Source organism: Limnohabitans sp. JirII-31 (assembly GCF_002778315.1).
Taxonomy (GTDB): domain Bacteria; phylum Pseudomonadota; class Gammaproteobacteria; order Burkholderiales; family Burkholderiaceae_C; genus Limnohabitans.
The window spans coordinates 170,782-186,480 of the sequence record NZ_NESA01000001.1 but is presented as its reverse complement, the minus strand read 5'-3'; the positions used below and the strand labels follow the sequence as shown (position 1 = coordinate 186,480).

The following is a 15,699-nucleotide window of genomic DNA, read 5'->3' as shown; positions in this document are numbered from 1 at the left end:
CTTAGGATAGTTTTTGAGCCAACTGTGCAGCCACAGCGGCTTGGGCCTGCGCGTCGTCCGCAGGCCATACGAATACTTCAAGACCTCGGTCACGCAACGGGGCGGGATCAACGTTGTGACCCACCAAGGCAACACGCTGGCCACGCCACAGTGCCAACACATCGGTATTGTCAATGGGCTTGCCCACGGCAGTAGGTTCTGGCAGGCCATATGTTGCGGCGCTGAACCCGCCTTGGCTCGGTACGCTTGCGGCAACTGACGCGGCTGTCCCGCTGCTCACATCCGCAGGTGCGACATCTGCATCCGTGGCGCTTACAGGCTCATCGGATGCAGGCATCAAATGGGTCCGCACCGCTGCCAGCCTAAGCAACAAAGCACGGGCCGCAGCGTCACGGCGGTCAATCACGGGGTGGTCTGGCTGGTTGTAATAGGACAGCACGCAGCGGTAGCAGCCCGCAACACATTGGGTGCCCGCCACATCATGCAAATCGTCCAGCGCCGGAAGTGGTTGTCCAACAGGTGGTATGTCGAAGTGCATTACCTTCAATGCAGCGCGAGCCACGTTGGCAAGCGCGTTTTCGTCATGAACCAGACGGGTCAACACCCCTGCGCCACCCTCGGTCGCCTCGTATAGCAGCACACCCTTGCGCGTCTTGCGGTCTGGCAAGGGCTCAGCCAGCAACTCGGACTCTTCCAACTGGTAGACAGACTCCACACCGCGCTTGATGGCGTATTGCAGAGTGGCTATGGTGACCTCGGAAGCGCCCTCCTCGGCAAGTTGAAACAGCAGCGCGTTTTTGCGGTCCATCACCCAGGGAACGATGGACTGATTGGGTGTCACGGTGGGGTCGGGCTCGCGACCGTCATCCTCGTCCATCTTGGCCCATGAGCCATTGAGTGGATTGACCATAAAGCCATGCTGTGCCGGGTCGGCACGACGGCGCAGGCCCTTGTTCAAACGGCTGATTTCAGCACCCGGACCGTAGCGAAGCGTAGCCACAGAGCCTTCGGCATCTTGGGCCCGCACCACGCGCACATCTTGCTGACCACCCTCGCGGCGAGCCCACCGGAAGATGGTTTGCAGGTCAAACCCTTGGCGTTGGCGCTCTTCGTCATTGACGGTGATGCGCTCGGCGGGCGAAGTGCGGACGTTTTCGATGCGGTACAGGTTGAGCACCATGTCGCTGTTGTCCATCAGCAAAGCACCACAGGCGCGGCAGTGGCTGCGACCTTTGTCTGCTGGGTCTGAACGGAAATGGGCACCACCGCAACTGCGGCAGATCACAGCGGTATCGGTGTTCAGTAAGCCGCCAGGCACTGCACCTTCGCCACGGGTGGAGAGCTGGGCCGCAGTGACGCGGTAGGCGCGGCCTTCGTGATAGACCAAGCTACGAGGGCCGAATTCGGACAACGCCAGGAACCGGGGCCGCTGCAAATAGGCACCCTTGGTACCCCGCTCACCACTGCCAGGAATAAAGGCCGTCAACGGCAGGCGTGGGAAGTTGTAGCCAGGCAGGAACGCCTCGGTAGCTAGATAGCGGTAAGTGTAGAAGTCACTGGACAGGCTTTCGGAGCCACGCTGCAACAGGTTCAGCTGGTCAATCGCCTGAGCGTGCAACACCCGCGCTGAATCGCGCTCGCGCTGCGGGAGGTTGTGCGTATCCATGGTGCGGCGAGACTGGTCCCGCTGGCGGGCTGCGCTGCGGAACAGTTCACGCCACCTGTCGAAGGCATCGTCAAAGCGGATGACAGCTTTGTCCACGATGTCGGCAGTGAGTGCATCAATGCCCTGAAACCAAGGTGCATCCTCTGGTGTGAGGTCATCGGTCAGCAATGCCAACACCTGTTTGATGCGTTGCGTAGCAATGGGCGGCGTTGCAGGATCCGACAACGCGGTGACGACCGTCTCGTACAGCGGCAAGTCTTTCTGTTCGTTGGGCTCCACGATTTCAGAGATTGCTGCACTTAGGGGGGCATTGGTGGCAGCAAGCCACACCGCTTGCAAATGGCTGCGCACCAGCTCTTCATTGCCCAAGTCCAGCGTAGGGGCACGAACTTCGCCATGGACCATAGCGGGTGGGTCAGCAAAGAAATACTGGTCATGCGGACTGCGTGCAGCGCAGTACGTGAGCACCAGCGCAGGCATGCCGCTGCGACCGGCACGGCCACTGCGCTGGGCATAGTTGGCAGGTGTAGGCGGCATATTGCGCAGGTACACCGTGTTCAGCGCGGAGATGTCCACGCCTAGCTCCATGGTGGGTGAACAGAACAGCACCGGCAGGAAGCGGCCACGCTCCCCCAGTTCGGCAAGCTGCCGCGCGTTGGTGGCTAAGCGCTGTTGGTCTTCGTCACCAAAGCGGAAGCGCATTTCACGCGCTTCGCGGCGGTCTTTGTCCACCTGGGCGGTGTGCTCGCGGGCTTCGAAACCGAAGTAGTGATAGTCCGAATTGATGGCAGCGGCCAGGTTCTCGTACAACGCCTTGTAGAAGGCGTTATCCATGCCACCACGGGCTGGCCGTCCGGTGCCCACGTGGAACTCAATGCAGGCATTTTTGAGGTGCCATCCCAAGGACGTACCAAACGGGGTGGGAACCTCTGCCACCAAACCGGCTTTGGCCGCAGCTCGCAGCATGTGGCTGAGCAACATCTGGTAGTCACCATGCCTGAGCTGGCGCGCCTCTGAGCGCCCACCCCACAGATCTGGCTTGCGCAATTCGCGGCCAATGCCAGACAGGAAACCGGCACGTAAGAGCTTGTCTTCGTCAGCCATCGAGTTATCGCGTCGGGCGGGCGGCGACAACATCAGGTAGCGGGCGGTACGCATCTGCTCTTCACGACCAAACCCCCACGGTGCACGCAACGTGTTGATAGAGCGCCCCCGCAGCGTGTCTTGCTCAGACGGGTCCAGCACTTCCGGGTCTAGCGCAAGCGCTTGGCGCATAGCATCCAGAATGATGCGGTAGACGTTCATGCGAATCTGGGGTGAGGCACCTTTGAGCAACTGCGGCGCATCGGCAAAGCGGGCCTCGTTGGCACACAAGTCTTCCAGACCCACGTATTCCACCCGCACTAATGCGAGTTGTTCCAGATTGGGGTTGGTGTAGCGCCAGCCTTTGCGCTGGTCAAACCACGCGCGATAGGCCAGCACCTGGCGCATGGCCTTCTGCGCATTGATGAAGTTGGCACCTTCCAACTCGGGGTCCATCAGCCATTCATCACGCAGTCCCTGAGCACCGGGCCGGTCGAAGCCCAAAGACTTGAAGACGGCCTGCCCTAGCCGGTCGGCTGACAGCCCTTCCGACCCCGCTGCGCGTACTGCACCTAGAAACGCCGAGCGGAACAGGCTGACGAACAAGAAGTCGTTAAAGTGCCCCGCCTGCAAGGCTGCATCCTGACGGTTATCGCTGAACCCCAGCATCTTGCGCCGGTTTGCAGGTATGGACTCCTGCGAGTGCATCCAGCGTAGTACCGAATGAGTCAACAGCGTGGTGGCCGAAGAACGCCCTTCGGATGACAGCGCGGCAAGGCGGTTGTTATCTTTGCCCTGGGCAGAATGGACTGCCTTGCAAACCAAGCAAAAGCGGAACTTGCCTGGCATGAACCACGCATAGGCACCAGCGCCAACACGTCCCGTGGGGTCAATTGCAATGCGTTCTGACCGGTTCTTGCGGGCATCCGCTTTTAGACGGATAGTGCCGTGCTTGTCCTCTTCCAACCAAGAGTCAGGATAGTCCTCGTCGTTCCCGGAAAAATCCAGTGACCCATCGGGGGGCTCAGGCATCAGAAAGCCGTAGCGTGGTCGGTCGGGCGCTTGCTCTTCGGCATCGCGGTTCAACTTGGGTGGCACGTCGTCGATTTCGCGCGGCAGCACCACATAGCCGCCATCTTGCTGCAAGAACACTGGGTGGTACTCCTGCCCACAGTCGCGGCAGAAGTGAACCGGGTACAGCCGCTTTTCAGGAGCGCTCGGCAGGTATTGCTGCGCGTTGACCGTTACGGTGCGGGTGCCCGCAGGGTCAAGGGTGGCGTAGGCGGCACCGGCACCGGATATGAACTGGTGCAGCTTGAAGGCAAAGAAGCCGCGTTTGCCACTGTTGTGACCGGCCAAGCGGTCCTCTTCGGCCATCGAGGATATCAGCAGGAAGTTGCGCAACAGATCAGCGCATTTGTCCATCGGCTGCCCAGTGTCTTCTGACAGCCATTGGGTGGCTGTTTGCAGTGTTTGCGGTCTTGCACGCACCCATTTGGCACCTTCCCAGGTGATGCCAAGGCGGGTTTCAATCCAGATGGCGAGCGGGTGCACGGCTAGCTCGGCGTCCGTGATGGTGGCTGATACGCCAGTGTTGACCACATCTACCAACGGCCCCAACACCGTGCCTGCATGCAGTTCGGGCGATGTAGCCCGAATCAATGTCTCGCCAATCACATCCGACGGAAGCACAGCTGTGCCAAACAACTTGCTGGCAACCGTGGCCACGGCAGAACGACGATCTTCATCAGAGCCACTAGCCATGGTGGCGGACGTGCCGATGCACTGCAATCCACTAGGGGCCAGCAATGCGCGAATGCGGCGCACTAAAAGCGCAACGTCGGCACCCTGGCGGCCACGGTAGGTGTGCAGCTCGTCGAGCACCAGGAATTGCAAGTCTTGGCAGTGGCCGATGACCTTTCGATCCGTCTCATCCTGACGCGTCATCAGGTATTCCAGCATCATGAAGTTGGTCAGCAAGATGTCTGGCGGGTTCGATGCCACGTCGCGGCGGGCTTCGTCACCCTCCTGGCCGGTGTAGCGCGCGAACGTAATGGGCTGTGCGGGGGCCAGGTGTTTGAGGAACTTGTCCAGCTCCTCCATTTGGCTGTTGGCCAGCGCGTTCATCGGGTACACGATGATGGCGCGCGTGCGCTTGGTGTTGTCGGTCTTCTTGGCGCGCAGGATGGCGTCAATCACCGGTATGAAGAAGCAAAGCGATTTGCCGGAACCCGTACCGGTGGTCACAACATAGCTGCGCCCCTGATTGGCGGCGGTCAGCGCTTGGACTTGATGGGTGTAGAGGTTGAGCGGCTGCTCAGGAGCAGCGGGAATCCGGAAGATTTGCGCGGTGGTGGGGTCTATGGAGCCATCGGCAGCCAGGGCATCTACGTTGCCACCGGGTTCGTAGTACGGGGTGATTTGGAGCAATGGCTCAGGCCAGAACTTGTCTTGCGCGTAGATGGCGTCAATCTGAGCCTTCAAGTCAGCGGCGCGTATTTGCGTGAATGAGCGCGCAAAGCTGGCGTAGTCGTCAACTACCTGTTTCCTCAGGTCAAAAACATCCATGAACTCCCCTTCCTGCTTATCAGTAACCGCAGGCTCTATCAATTTTTGATGATCCTTCAGGGCATCTTACCCAAGGCGGAAGAATGCTTTCAAAGCCGATTGCAGGTAAAAGCACGATCGACCCAACTTGATCGGACTTGACCGCTAGAAGTTCGCACTGTGCCCGATACATCATGTAAACATGGCGAATACAAAACCCACAACCTCATCGACGTCTTAACCATTGAACGCACAGATCGGCGCACCAGCGTGCGAGTACGACCACTTCGAACACTGAGCATAAAACGAAATTTTTTCGAAGACTGCTAGGGGAGATGGTCATGCGCTTTGCACAAGTTGTTAAGCCTGGGCAGCACAATGGCTGTTTCGCAGAGCTGTTGCGTCGTGACATTGATGTGAAAGTAATGAGCCTGCACAAGGAGCCCAATAACTAACTGCTTTAGAGTCTACATACTCCGCACTTCAGAATGAGGATACCGCTTGGTTAAATGTCAGCCTCTTAAAGCGTAATGATGGTTTTGATGCGGCAGATTTCGAGCGTCAGTACCAAGCAGCCAAACGAATGCGAAAAAAAGCGACCTAACCCTAACAAGCCACCCAAACGACTCAACCCCGCTCTAAAAAATCTGCAATCAACTCCAAGCGCACTAAAGGGCTGTCAAGCGCCAGCAGGTTTTGCTTCATGGCGTGCGGCAGGGGCAGCAACTCACACCAACGGTTGGCAACCCAACCGCAGTCGTCAAATGCAAACGGTGTGGTCGCGCGCAATGGCTGCGGGCTGGATGCCTCTGCCTGCATGCGCTGAATCAAACTTTCCAGTTGCTGCGCCACATGCACCAAGTCGTCGGGCACGGCCACCACTTGATCTGCGGCCAGGCGCTCGACATCACCCAACCAAAGGCCGTGTTTGAGCTTGCGTTGCCCCAGCACCTGAAAGCGCTGTTCGCCCACGCAGTCAATGCGTATCAGGCCTGGGTGTGGCGATTGCCAGGCAGTGATGCGTGCCATGGTGCCAATGCTTTTGAAAATTTCAGGGGCGTGCCCTGCGTCGCCACGCTTGCGAACGTCACCGCCCTCGGTGAGTGACACCACACCAAAGGGCAAACCCTTGCGCAGGCAGCGCCCCACCATGTCAAGGTAACGCTCTTCAAAAATTTGCAGCGGCAAGTGCCCACCTGGAAAGAGCACCGCGCCCAATGGAAACAGCGGCATCTCAGTCATCAGGTTTGTGTCCACTGTGAACTCCATCGTTGTCAAGAAACCTGGAGCACGCAACAGGCGTCCCCAATCTATGGTTTCGTCACATCCCGGAAAACATTGAGCCCGACTTGAAACTATTTAAACGCAAGCGGCTGACCAAATAGAGATAACTTCTATGCGTAATAACTGAGCGCGAACCTCAAACTTGCTCTAAAAAATCAGCAATCAACTCCAGCCGCATCAATGGGCTGTCGAGCGCCAGCAGGTTTTGTTTCATGGCGGGAGGCAGGGGCAACAACTCGCTCCATCGGTTGGCCACCCAGCCACAGTCGTCCAAAGCAAAAGGTGTGGCAATAGGAAATTGCTCGGGGCTGATCACCCTCGCCTGGAGGTGTTGAATCAAGCGCTCAAGTTGTTGCGCCACATGCACCAAGTCGTCAGGCACCGTCACGGTTTGGTCTGCCTCCAGGCGTTCCACATCGCCCACCCACAGCCCATGTTTGAGCTTGCGTTGTCCGAGCACTTTGAAGCGCTGCTCACCCACGCAATCAATGCGCATCAAGCCTGGTTGCGGGGCCTCCCATGAACTGATGCGTGCCATGGTGCCGATATTTTGAAAAATCTCGGGCGCTTGGTCTTCGTCTCCGGCTTTTCGAACTTCGCCACCGTGTATGAGCGAGACCACACCAAAAGGCAAGCCCTCGCGATGACAATGACCCACCATGTCGAGGTAACGCACTTCAAAAATTTGCAGTGGCAAGCGCCCCCCTGGAAACAACACCGTTCCCAAAGGAAACAAAGGCACTTCCGTCATGAGGTTTGTGTTCACCGTTGGCTCCCTGTCGGACACAGGCCCCAAATGTATTCCTTCATCTTGATTTGTGGAACATAAGCGCCAAGGGATCGCTGTTAGCATGTCAAAAATATATGAACTTAGCAGCCTAAGAGAATTCTAAAAGCTGCAAAAATCACAGCGACACTCCTCGAAACGGTTAATACCCTATGTCACACAGCGTCAGTCGCCGTGCCCGGTTGAAACATCTGCTCACACAAACTCGGTGGGTGGCCCATGTCGAGTTCAGTCATTTCCAGCGCGAGGCCAAGCTACGGCTGGCGGCTTTGGTGGTGGCCATCATTCCCTCGATCTACCTGCTGATTTACCTCTCCAGCGTGTGGGACCCGTCGGCTCGGTCCACCTCATTGCCTGTGGGCTTGGTGAATTTGGACCAAGGCTTCACCTACCGTGAAAAAACACTCAACATCGGCAACGACTTGATCAGCGGGTTGCAACACAAAAAGCAACTGGGCTATCAAAACTTCGACAACGAAGCCCAGGCTCGTGAACGGGTGCGCCAAGGAAAACTGGCTTTTGCCCTCATCATTCCGCGTGACTTCAGCGCCAATGCCGTACCGGGCTTGCAAGCTGGGCAAGGACGCTTGGTGGTGTACACCTCGGCGGGCAACAACTATGAGAGCTCTGTCTTGGCATCACAGTTTGCCAAAGCACTGGGTGAAGAGGTCAATCAAACCCTCAATGAGCAGCGTTGGTCACTGGTGCTCAGTGCCAGTGCAGGCTCACAACAAAGTGTGGATCGCCTGCGCTCGGGCATGACACAGCTGCGCAACGGCGCACTGGAGTTGGCCAACGGCACCAGCAAAGCCGAGCTCAGCAGCGTGGGCTTGCACCAAGGAGCGACACGTTTGCAAGATGGCGTGCAACGACTGGCCGACGGCACAGCGCAACTCGGCGGCGGCATCCGATCCATGGAAGCCAGCCTGCCCCCCATCGACGATGTGCGTAACCTTCGCACAGGCGCAGAAGCACTGGCCAGTGGGCACCAAGAGCTCGACAAGGGACTGCAAGAACTGCGACTGGGCAGCCAGCGCATGGCACAGAGCGTGAGCCACTTCAAGACCGAAGCCGACAGCAATGTGTTTGTGCCATCGGCCGTGGCCGATGGGCTTGACCGCGTGCGTCAGGGTGCCGAACAACTTGACCAAGGTTTGGGGCAAGCCCAAGAAGGCCAACAAAAACTCAGCCAAGGTGCCACCACCCTCAGCAACAAAATTCGCACGCTCACTTTTGGGGTTCGCGACATGCGCGCTGGCCTGCGCAGCATGACGGGCAAACTGCCCGAAGACAGCCAACTGGATCAACTGCGCAATGGCTCGCTTGAACTGGCTCGCGGCACCAGCCAACTGCATGACGGCTTGCAACGCCTGCGCGAAGGTTCGCACTACCTGTCAGCCGGCATTGACTTGATGACGCAAGAATTGCCCAGCGCGGTAGGCTCGATCGAAGGCAGCCCAGAAGGCCTGGCACATTCCGTCACGCCGATTCTGGAAGTTGATGCCGAAGTGGCCAACCACGGCAGTGGCTTTGCACCCAACATCATTCCGGTGTCGCTGTGGCTGGGTGCAGGCATTGCCGCATTTTTGGTTCACCTGCGTTTGTTGCCTCGCATGGCGCAAAGTTTTTCGCCATGGGCCCAGTTCTTAGGCAAGGTTTCGGTGCCGGCTTCGGTGTGTTTGTTGCAGGCGACCTTGGTGCTGCTCACGGTGTGTTGGGTGCTGGGCATCAGCGTTCAGCATCCCGCTATCTTGGCCGTCATGCTGGCGCTGGCGTCGCTCACCTTCGTGTGCATTGTGTATGCACTCACGCGCGCCTTTGGCGATGCAGGCAAAGCGCTGGCGATGTTGTTTCTGGCCTTGCAGGTGTCTGCATCTGGCGGGCTATTGCCCGTGGAACTCAGTGGCAGCTTGTACGCACAAATCAGCCCCTGGTTGCCCATGACCTGGGTGGTGATGGGCGTGAAGGCCTGCATGTTCCATGCATTTGAAGGTGATTGGTACACCCCCATGCTGGTGACGCTGTGCTGGGGTGTGGCCAGTGCATGGGTGGCCTGTTTTGTGGGGCAGTGGCGCTTTGTGCCTGTGCGACGCATGCGCCCGCTGCTGGATGTGTAGTCAATCGAACTGGGCGCCCGAGCGTTTGACCACATCGCGCCACTTGGCCAACTCGCGTTTGTGCAAGTCCCCCAACTCTTCTGGCGTACCTCCTGCAGGCTCGTCGCCAATCACGCCAAAGCGTTCTTTGAAGGTGGACGATGCAATGGCGCGGTTGGTAGCCAGATTGAGTTTGTCCAGCACCGGCTTGGGCAAACCGGCGGGTGCAAACACGCCGGTCCAAGTGGGTGCATCAAAGCCCGGCACACCGGCCTCAGCAATGGTGGGAATGTTGGGAAACCCTGGCGAGCGGCGCGCGCCACTCACGCCCAAGGCTTTGACCTTGCCCGAGCGTGCATGGGGTGCGATGGAGTTGAGGCTTTCAAACAGCACATCGACTTGTCCGCTCATCAAATCGTTGATCGCGAGTGCGCCACCCTTGTAGGGCACGTGCACGATCTGCGTGCCGGTCATGAGTTTGAACAACTCACCGCCCACATGGCCGGGCGAGCCATTGGATGATGACGCGTTGGTGAGCTTGCCCGGATTTTTCTTGGCATAGGCCATCAACTCGGCCACGCTGTTGACCGGCAAATTGGGCGAGACCGCCAACAGCAAATGACCGCGCGTGACCAAGGCCACGGGTTGGAAATCTTTGTCAATGTCGTAGGGCAACTTGGCCATCATGTTGGGGCTGATGGCCATGGCCCCCACTGGGCCCAAGCCGATGGTGTAACCATCGGGCGGCGCTTTGGCCACCATGTCCAGCCCAATGGTGAAGCCGCCGCCGGGTCGGTTCTCCACCACGATGGTTTGCCCGAGTTGAACTGTGAGCTCACTGGCCAAAATGCGCGCTGCCGTGTCGGTGGCGCTGCCTGGGGCTTGCGGCACGATCATGCGAATGGGTTTGTCGGGGTACTCTGCATAAGCACAGACACAGCCCAACCACACGGCCAACACCACCCACCTCTTGTGAAACAACTTTCGCATAAGACACCTCACTGAATGAAAAGGTCAGTCGAATTTGGCACCTGAAGCTTTGATGAGCTTTTCCCATTTGTCGGTTTCTGCGGCCATGTATTTGGCGAAGTCCGCACGGGTGCCACCCAAGGCATCAATGCCTTGGCTCAGCAGTTGTTGTTTGATCTCGGGCGCTTGAATCGACTGGTTGATGGCTTGCGACAACTTGTCTTGCACATCACGCGGTGTGAGTTGCGGCACCAGCACACCAAACCACACCGAGGTTTCGTAACCACTCAAGCCCGACTCGCTGATGGTGGGCAACTTGGGCGCAATGGCCGAGCGTTGCGCACTGGTCACCGCCAAGGCCTTGAGTGCGCCGCTTTGGATGTGCGGCAACGCAGTGGACGCGGGCGCAAACATCACTGGCACCAAGCCCGACAACACATCGGTCATGGCTTGCGAACTGCCCTTGTAAGGCACATGGCTGAGCTTGACGCCCGCCATCAGGTTGAACAATTCGCCCGACAAATGCGGCGAGGTGCCGTTGCCCGACGACGCAAAGTCAATCGCGCCCGGTTTGGTTTTGGCCAAAGCCACCAACTCTTGCACGCTGCTCACGCCCAGTGAGGGATGCACTACCAAGATATTGGGCAAACTCGACACCAGGGTGATGGGGGCCAAGTCGGTCGCAAAGTTGAAGGGCAGGCTTTTGCCCATGCCCGCATTGATGGTGTTGGCCACCGAACCCAGCAACAAGGTGTAACCATCCGCAGGGGCACGCACCACACCGTCGGTGGCAATGTTGCTGCTGGCACCAGGCTTGTTGTCCACCACCACCGCTTGGCCCAAGGTGTCGCCGAGTTTGCGTGCCAGGATGCGCGCTGTCACATCGGCCGAGCTGCCACTGGGGAAACCCACCACCAGTTTGATGGGCTTAGAGGGGTAGCTGCTTTGCCCCCACGCGCTGGCGGCACAGGCCAGCCACAGACCGACCAGCCATGCGCGGCGTGAGGTGTCGCCCAGGTGATGCCTAAGGGTATTCATGTTGTCTCTCTGCGTTGTGGTTATGACTACGATCCTAGAATATTTTTAGTCTCCTTACTTTTTTTACACCGCCATGCCCAAACTCAAAATTGCAGAATGCCGCGAATTCATCCAAACCGTTTCAGCCAAGGCGCTCGACATGAAAGTGCCGGTCGCCATTGCCGTGGTCAACGCCGAGGGCCACTTGTTGGCGCTTGAGCGCATGGACGACGCGGGCTTCATCACCCCCGACATTGCCACCAGCAAAGCCTTCACCGTGGCGGCTTTTCGCTCGATGAGCCCGCGCTTTCCAGACGGCTTGGCCATTCAGCAATGGTTCAAAGAACGCAACCCCCAAATGCTGATCAACGCCTCCATCTTCACGGGCGGCAAGGTGGTGGTGTCGGGCGGCTGCGCACCCATCTTCAAAGGCGACGAGATGGTAGGGGCCTATGGCGTGAGCGGTGGCACCTCGGACCAAGACGAGATCATGGCCATCTATGCACGCGAAAAAGTGGGCTGGGCACACCGTGCGCAAAACGATGCCACACCGCCCGAAGTCAGGCAGCACATCGAAGCGCTGTACCGCAAAGCAGGCCTCGACACGGGCAAGCTCTGAGCGTGCCGCGTAGGCGACACGGCAGCGTTTTATTTCATGGACACTCTCGCATCTTTTTGACTGAGCGAACACAGCATGCCTATTTTGAATATCCGTGGCTTCAACATGAACTATGAGGTGGTGGGCGACAGCGGCCCCTACGTGGCGTTGACCACCGGTGGGCGCCGTGGCTACGCCGAGTTCATTCCCTTTGCACACAAACTCGCGGCCAAAGGTTTTCGCGTGGTGCTGCATGACCGACGCAACACGGGCGCCTCCGATGTGGTGATTGACGGCCAAGAAGGTGAAGAAGAAATTGCAGCCGACGATTTGATCGCCTTGCTGGGACACCTCAATGCCCTGCCCGCCTACATTGGTGGCACCTCATCCGGCGCACGCATGTCCATGCTGGTGTACTTGCGCCACCCCAAAGATGTCAAAGGCCTGCTGCTGATGCGCATCACCGGCGGTGACTTTGCAGCCGGACGCTTGCCCGAGATGTACTACAAACAGTTCATCCGCGCGGCCCAAGAAGGCGGCATGGCCGCGGTGTGCGCGACCGAGCAATACCAAGAGCGCATCAAGGCCAACCCCAAGAACCTGGACTACTTGATGAACATGGACCCGGCCCACTACATCCGGGTCATGAGCCATTGGCTGGATATCTTTTTGCAAGGGCCCCGCAAGCCCGTGTTGGGCATGACCGACGAGGCGCTGCGTTCCATCCAGGTGCCCACCTTGGTGGTGCCCGGCAACGACAACACACATGCCTCGGTCAATGGCATTGCCGCCGCCGAGTTGATTCCTGGCAGCGAGCTCTACAACCTGCCGATTGAAGACCAAGACGTGCCGCTGCTGCCGTTCTCCGCGTGGTCTGAGCAAGAGCCCGAGCTGGCACAAGCGCTGGCCGACTTCATGCACCGCGTCGAAGCGCGTGCCCACTGAACCTGTATTGACCGTTCGAGGAGATCGATGTGAAGTCTTTGAAACAACTCTGTTTGGCCGCGGTCTGCGGCCTGCTGCTGCACAGTGCCTGGGCACAAAACTACCCCAGCAAAACGGTGCGCATCATCGAACCCGCAGGCCCTGGCAGCGCCGTGGACGTGTTTGCCCGCAAGCTCACGCCTGGCTTGGCCGACAAGTTTGGGCAGTCGGTGGTGGTGGAAAACCGCCCCGGTGGCAACAGCGCCATTGGCGCACGTGAAGCGGCCCGTTCGGCGCCCGATGGCCACACGCTGTTTCACGCCAACATCAACAACTCGCTCAACGACATCTTGACCAACGATGCCTGCTGCCGTTTGAACGAAGCCCTCATTCCCGTGACCTTGCTCACCAGCACACCGCTGGTGATGGTGGCCCACCCAAGCCTTGGCGTGAAGACGTGGAAAGAGTATTTGGCCTTGGCCAAAAGCCAACCGCAGTTGTTGACCTTTGCCTCGGGCGGCACTGGCTCCATCACGCAGTTGCTGGGTGTGAAGATCAACATGATGGCTGGCCTCACTGTGCGTGAGATTCCCTACAAAGCCATTGGCGCTGAGCTGCCCGACCTGATGGCCGGCCACGTGGCCACCGCCTACTTGGCCCCCGTGGTGGTGGCCCAGCACATCCGCTCGGGCAAGTTGGTGGCCTTGGGTGTGGCGGGTGCGCGTCGCATCCCCATCTTGCCCGAGGTGCCCACGCTGGCTGAAGCCGGTTTGCCCGATGCGGAAGCCTCCGGCTGGAACGGTTTGTTTGTGCCAGCGGGCACGCCCAAGCCCATCATCCAACGCTTGCAGGCTGAAGTCAGCGCCATCATGGAAGCGCCCGCCTTCAAAGCCGAGGCCTTGAGCCTGGGTTATGAACTGGGCGGGTCAAGCTCTGAGGAATTTGCCAGCTACATCAAGTCCGAGGTCGCCAAGTGGGGCCGCGTGATCAAAGACGCCAAGATCAAAGCCGAATAACACACAACATTGACGGAGAGACACCATGAAGACACCCAGCATCCGCCGCGTGGTCACGGGCCACGACGACCAAGGCAAAGCCATCGTCAAGATTGACGAGGTCTGCACCCATTTCAAAGAGGGCCGACCCAACGGCCAGATTTGCAACATCTGGACCACCGACACCGCGCCTGCCGACAACTCGTCGCAAGACGACAAGGGCCAACGTCCCGGCAAGTTCACCATGATCGAAAACGGCACCGTGTTTCGCATCTTGGACTTTCATCCCGGCGTTGAGCAGCGCGTGCACCGCACCGACAGCATCGACTACATCGTGGTGATGTCGGGCGAGATCGACATGGAGCTGGAAAGCGGCGAAGAAGTGCACCTCAAGCAAGGCGATGTGATGGTGCAACGCGGCACTGTGCACAACTGGATCAACCGTGGTACCGAGCCCTGTGTGATGGCCGTGATCTTGATTCATGCCAACCCGGTGCAAGCCGGTGGCAAAACGCTCAACGCTTTTGGTTGACGCCTGACACGCTGTCTCCTACGTGCTTTTGACCTGGGTGATCTGAGCCAAGAATGCTCAGGCCCACAAAAACCACACGCACAGGAGACATCGCCATGACAAAACTTTCTCTCTGGGGGCTGCTGTTAGGCAGCCTCTTGTCTTTCGGCCTGCACGCACAACCCGCAGGCTACGCAGAGCTGGCTGTCGCACAAGGTGCAGCCAACGCACAAGCAGGTGCGCGCAAGTCACCTGCGCATGTGAGCCCGCCGCCGTCAAGCGACGTGAGCCCCGCCATGCAGGCCATGATCGCGGCGCCCTACCCACCCCACTTCAACGCCGACCCGAAAAACCCTGCCGAATGGAAAGAGCTGGTCAACCGCCGTGCAGCCTTGGTGGTGGCGGGCCTGCCTGCTTTGAAAGAGAAATTAGGCGTCACGGTGCAAGCCACGCAGATGGCGGGCGTGCCGGTATTTGTGGTGACACCCAAACACCCCGTATCGAAAAACAAAAACCGCGTGTTGATGCATGTGCACGGCGGTGGCTATGTGTTTGGCCCCGGCGAGTCGGCCTTGCCTGAAGCCCTGTTGCTGGCCAGCTTTGGCGGCTACACCGTGGTGTCGGTGGACTACCGCATGCCGCCCGATCATCCCTACCCCGCGGCCATGGATGACGCCATGGCAGTGTGGAAAGAACTGCTGAAAAAACACTCGGCCAAACACATGGCCGTGTTTGGCACCTCCACCGGGGGTGCCATGACCTTGTCGCTGGTGCTGCGTGCCAAAGACGAAAAAGTGGCCTTGCCTGCGGCCATTGCGCCCGGCACACCATGGTCGGACATTGCCAAGATTGGCGACACCTACGAAACCAACGAATGGGTGGACAACGTGCTGGTCACCTGGGACGGCTGGCTCGGACGCGCGGCTCTGTTGTACGCCAATGGCCGCGATTTGAAAGACCCCCAGCTGTCGCCCATCTATGGTGACTTCTCACACTTTCCGCCCACCATTCTGACCAGTGGCACGCGTGACTTGTTTCTCTCCAACACCGTGCGCACCCACCGCAAACTACGCCGCGCGGGCGTGGTGGCCGATTTGAATGTGTACGAAGGTCAGTCGCATGCGCAATACGGCTTCAACGCCGACGCCCCAGAAACCCGCGAAGCGTTCACCGACATCGCCCAATTTTTTGACCGCCATTTGGCCCGCTGAATTCATGATCG

The 15,699-nt window shown here is 58.8% G+C and carries 11 protein-coding genes; 6 read left to right on the top strand and 5 right to left on the bottom strand.

Translation table 11 applies throughout. From position 1 onward, the window contains the following. Position 1 precedes the first annotated feature (1 nt). The 3 genes from B9Z41_RS00915 to B9Z41_RS00905 all read right to left on the bottom strand — a co-directional run bounded on the left by B9Z41_RS00915 (position 2) and on the right by B9Z41_RS00905 (position 7,331). On the bottom strand, positions 2 to 5,317 hold the full coding sequence (locus B9Z41_RS00915) for a DEAD/DEAH box helicase (RefSeq protein WP_100144078.1): 5,316 nt from the start codon (positions 5,315 to 5,317) through the stop codon (positions 2 to 4). A 606-nt stretch (positions 5,318 to 5,923) separates the two neighbouring features. Continuing rightward, positions 5,924 to 6,529 carry an LON peptidase substrate-binding domain-containing protein gene (locus B9Z41_RS00910; protein WP_233202447.1) on the bottom strand — a complete coding sequence of 202 codons (606 nt, stop codon included), beginning with the start codon at positions 6,527 to 6,529 and terminating at the stop codon, positions 5,924 to 5,926. A 187-nt stretch (positions 6,530 to 6,716) separates the two neighbouring features. After that, positions 6,717 to 7,331 (bottom strand): LON peptidase substrate-binding domain-containing protein, encoded by a 615-nt coding sequence (locus B9Z41_RS00905; protein ID WP_100144074.1) that lies wholly within the window; start codon positions 7,329 to 7,331, stop codon positions 6,717 to 6,719. 188 nt (positions 7,332 to 7,519) lie between these two features. Between B9Z41_RS00905 and B9Z41_RS00900 the strand changes: the two genes are divergently transcribed. Beyond that, positions 7,520 to 9,484, top strand: a complete 1,965-nt coding sequence (locus tag B9Z41_RS00900) for a YhgE/Pip domain-containing protein (protein WP_100144072.1) — start codon at positions 7,520 to 7,522, stop codon at positions 9,482 to 9,484. On the opposite strand, the gene B9Z41_RS00895 is transcribed toward B9Z41_RS00900, so the two are convergent. Both B9Z41_RS00895 and B9Z41_RS00890 read right to left on the bottom strand, forming a co-directional pair. Next, positions 9,485 to 10,453: a tripartite tricarboxylate transporter substrate binding protein gene (locus B9Z41_RS00895; protein WP_100144070.1), complete on the bottom strand. Its 969-nt coding sequence runs from the start codon at positions 10,451 to 10,453 to the stop codon at positions 9,485 to 9,487. A gap of 24 nt (positions 10,454 to 10,477) precedes the next feature. After that, positions 10,478 to 11,470, bottom strand: a complete 993-nt coding sequence (locus B9Z41_RS00890; protein WP_100144068.1) for a tripartite tricarboxylate transporter substrate binding protein — start codon at positions 11,468 to 11,470, stop codon at positions 10,478 to 10,480. 73 nt (positions 11,471 to 11,543) lie between these two features. Between B9Z41_RS00890 and B9Z41_RS00885 the strand changes: the two genes are divergently transcribed. The 5 genes from B9Z41_RS00885 to B9Z41_RS00865 all read left to right on the top strand — a co-directional run bounded on the left by B9Z41_RS00885 (position 11,544) and on the right by B9Z41_RS00865 (position 15,688). Further along, positions 11,544 to 12,068 carry a heme-binding protein gene (locus tag B9Z41_RS00885; RefSeq protein ID WP_100144066.1) on the top strand — a complete coding sequence of 175 codons (525 nt, stop codon included), beginning with the start codon at positions 11,544 to 11,546 and terminating at the stop codon, positions 12,066 to 12,068. A gap of 75 nt (positions 12,069 to 12,143) precedes the next feature. Beyond that, positions 12,144 to 12,992, top strand: a complete 849-nt coding sequence (locus B9Z41_RS00880; RefSeq protein WP_100144064.1) for an alpha/beta fold hydrolase — start codon at positions 12,144 to 12,146, stop codon at positions 12,990 to 12,992. Positions 12,993 to 13,021: 29 nt separating this feature from the next. Beyond that, positions 13,022 to 13,987 (top strand): tripartite tricarboxylate transporter substrate binding protein, encoded by a 966-nt coding sequence (locus B9Z41_RS00875; RefSeq protein WP_158236104.1) that lies wholly within the window; start codon positions 13,022 to 13,024, stop codon positions 13,985 to 13,987. 25 nt (positions 13,988 to 14,012) lie between these two features. Then, positions 14,013 to 14,498 (top strand): cupin domain-containing protein, encoded by a 486-nt coding sequence (locus tag B9Z41_RS00870; protein ID WP_100144060.1) that lies wholly within the window; start codon positions 14,013 to 14,015, stop codon positions 14,496 to 14,498. A 95-nt stretch (positions 14,499 to 14,593) separates the two neighbouring features. Beyond that, positions 14,594 to 15,688: an alpha/beta hydrolase gene (locus B9Z41_RS00865; RefSeq protein WP_100145047.1), complete on the top strand. Its 1,095-nt coding sequence runs from the start codon at positions 14,594 to 14,596 to the stop codon at positions 15,686 to 15,688. The last annotated feature ends 11 nt before the right edge of the window (positions 15,689 to 15,699 follow it).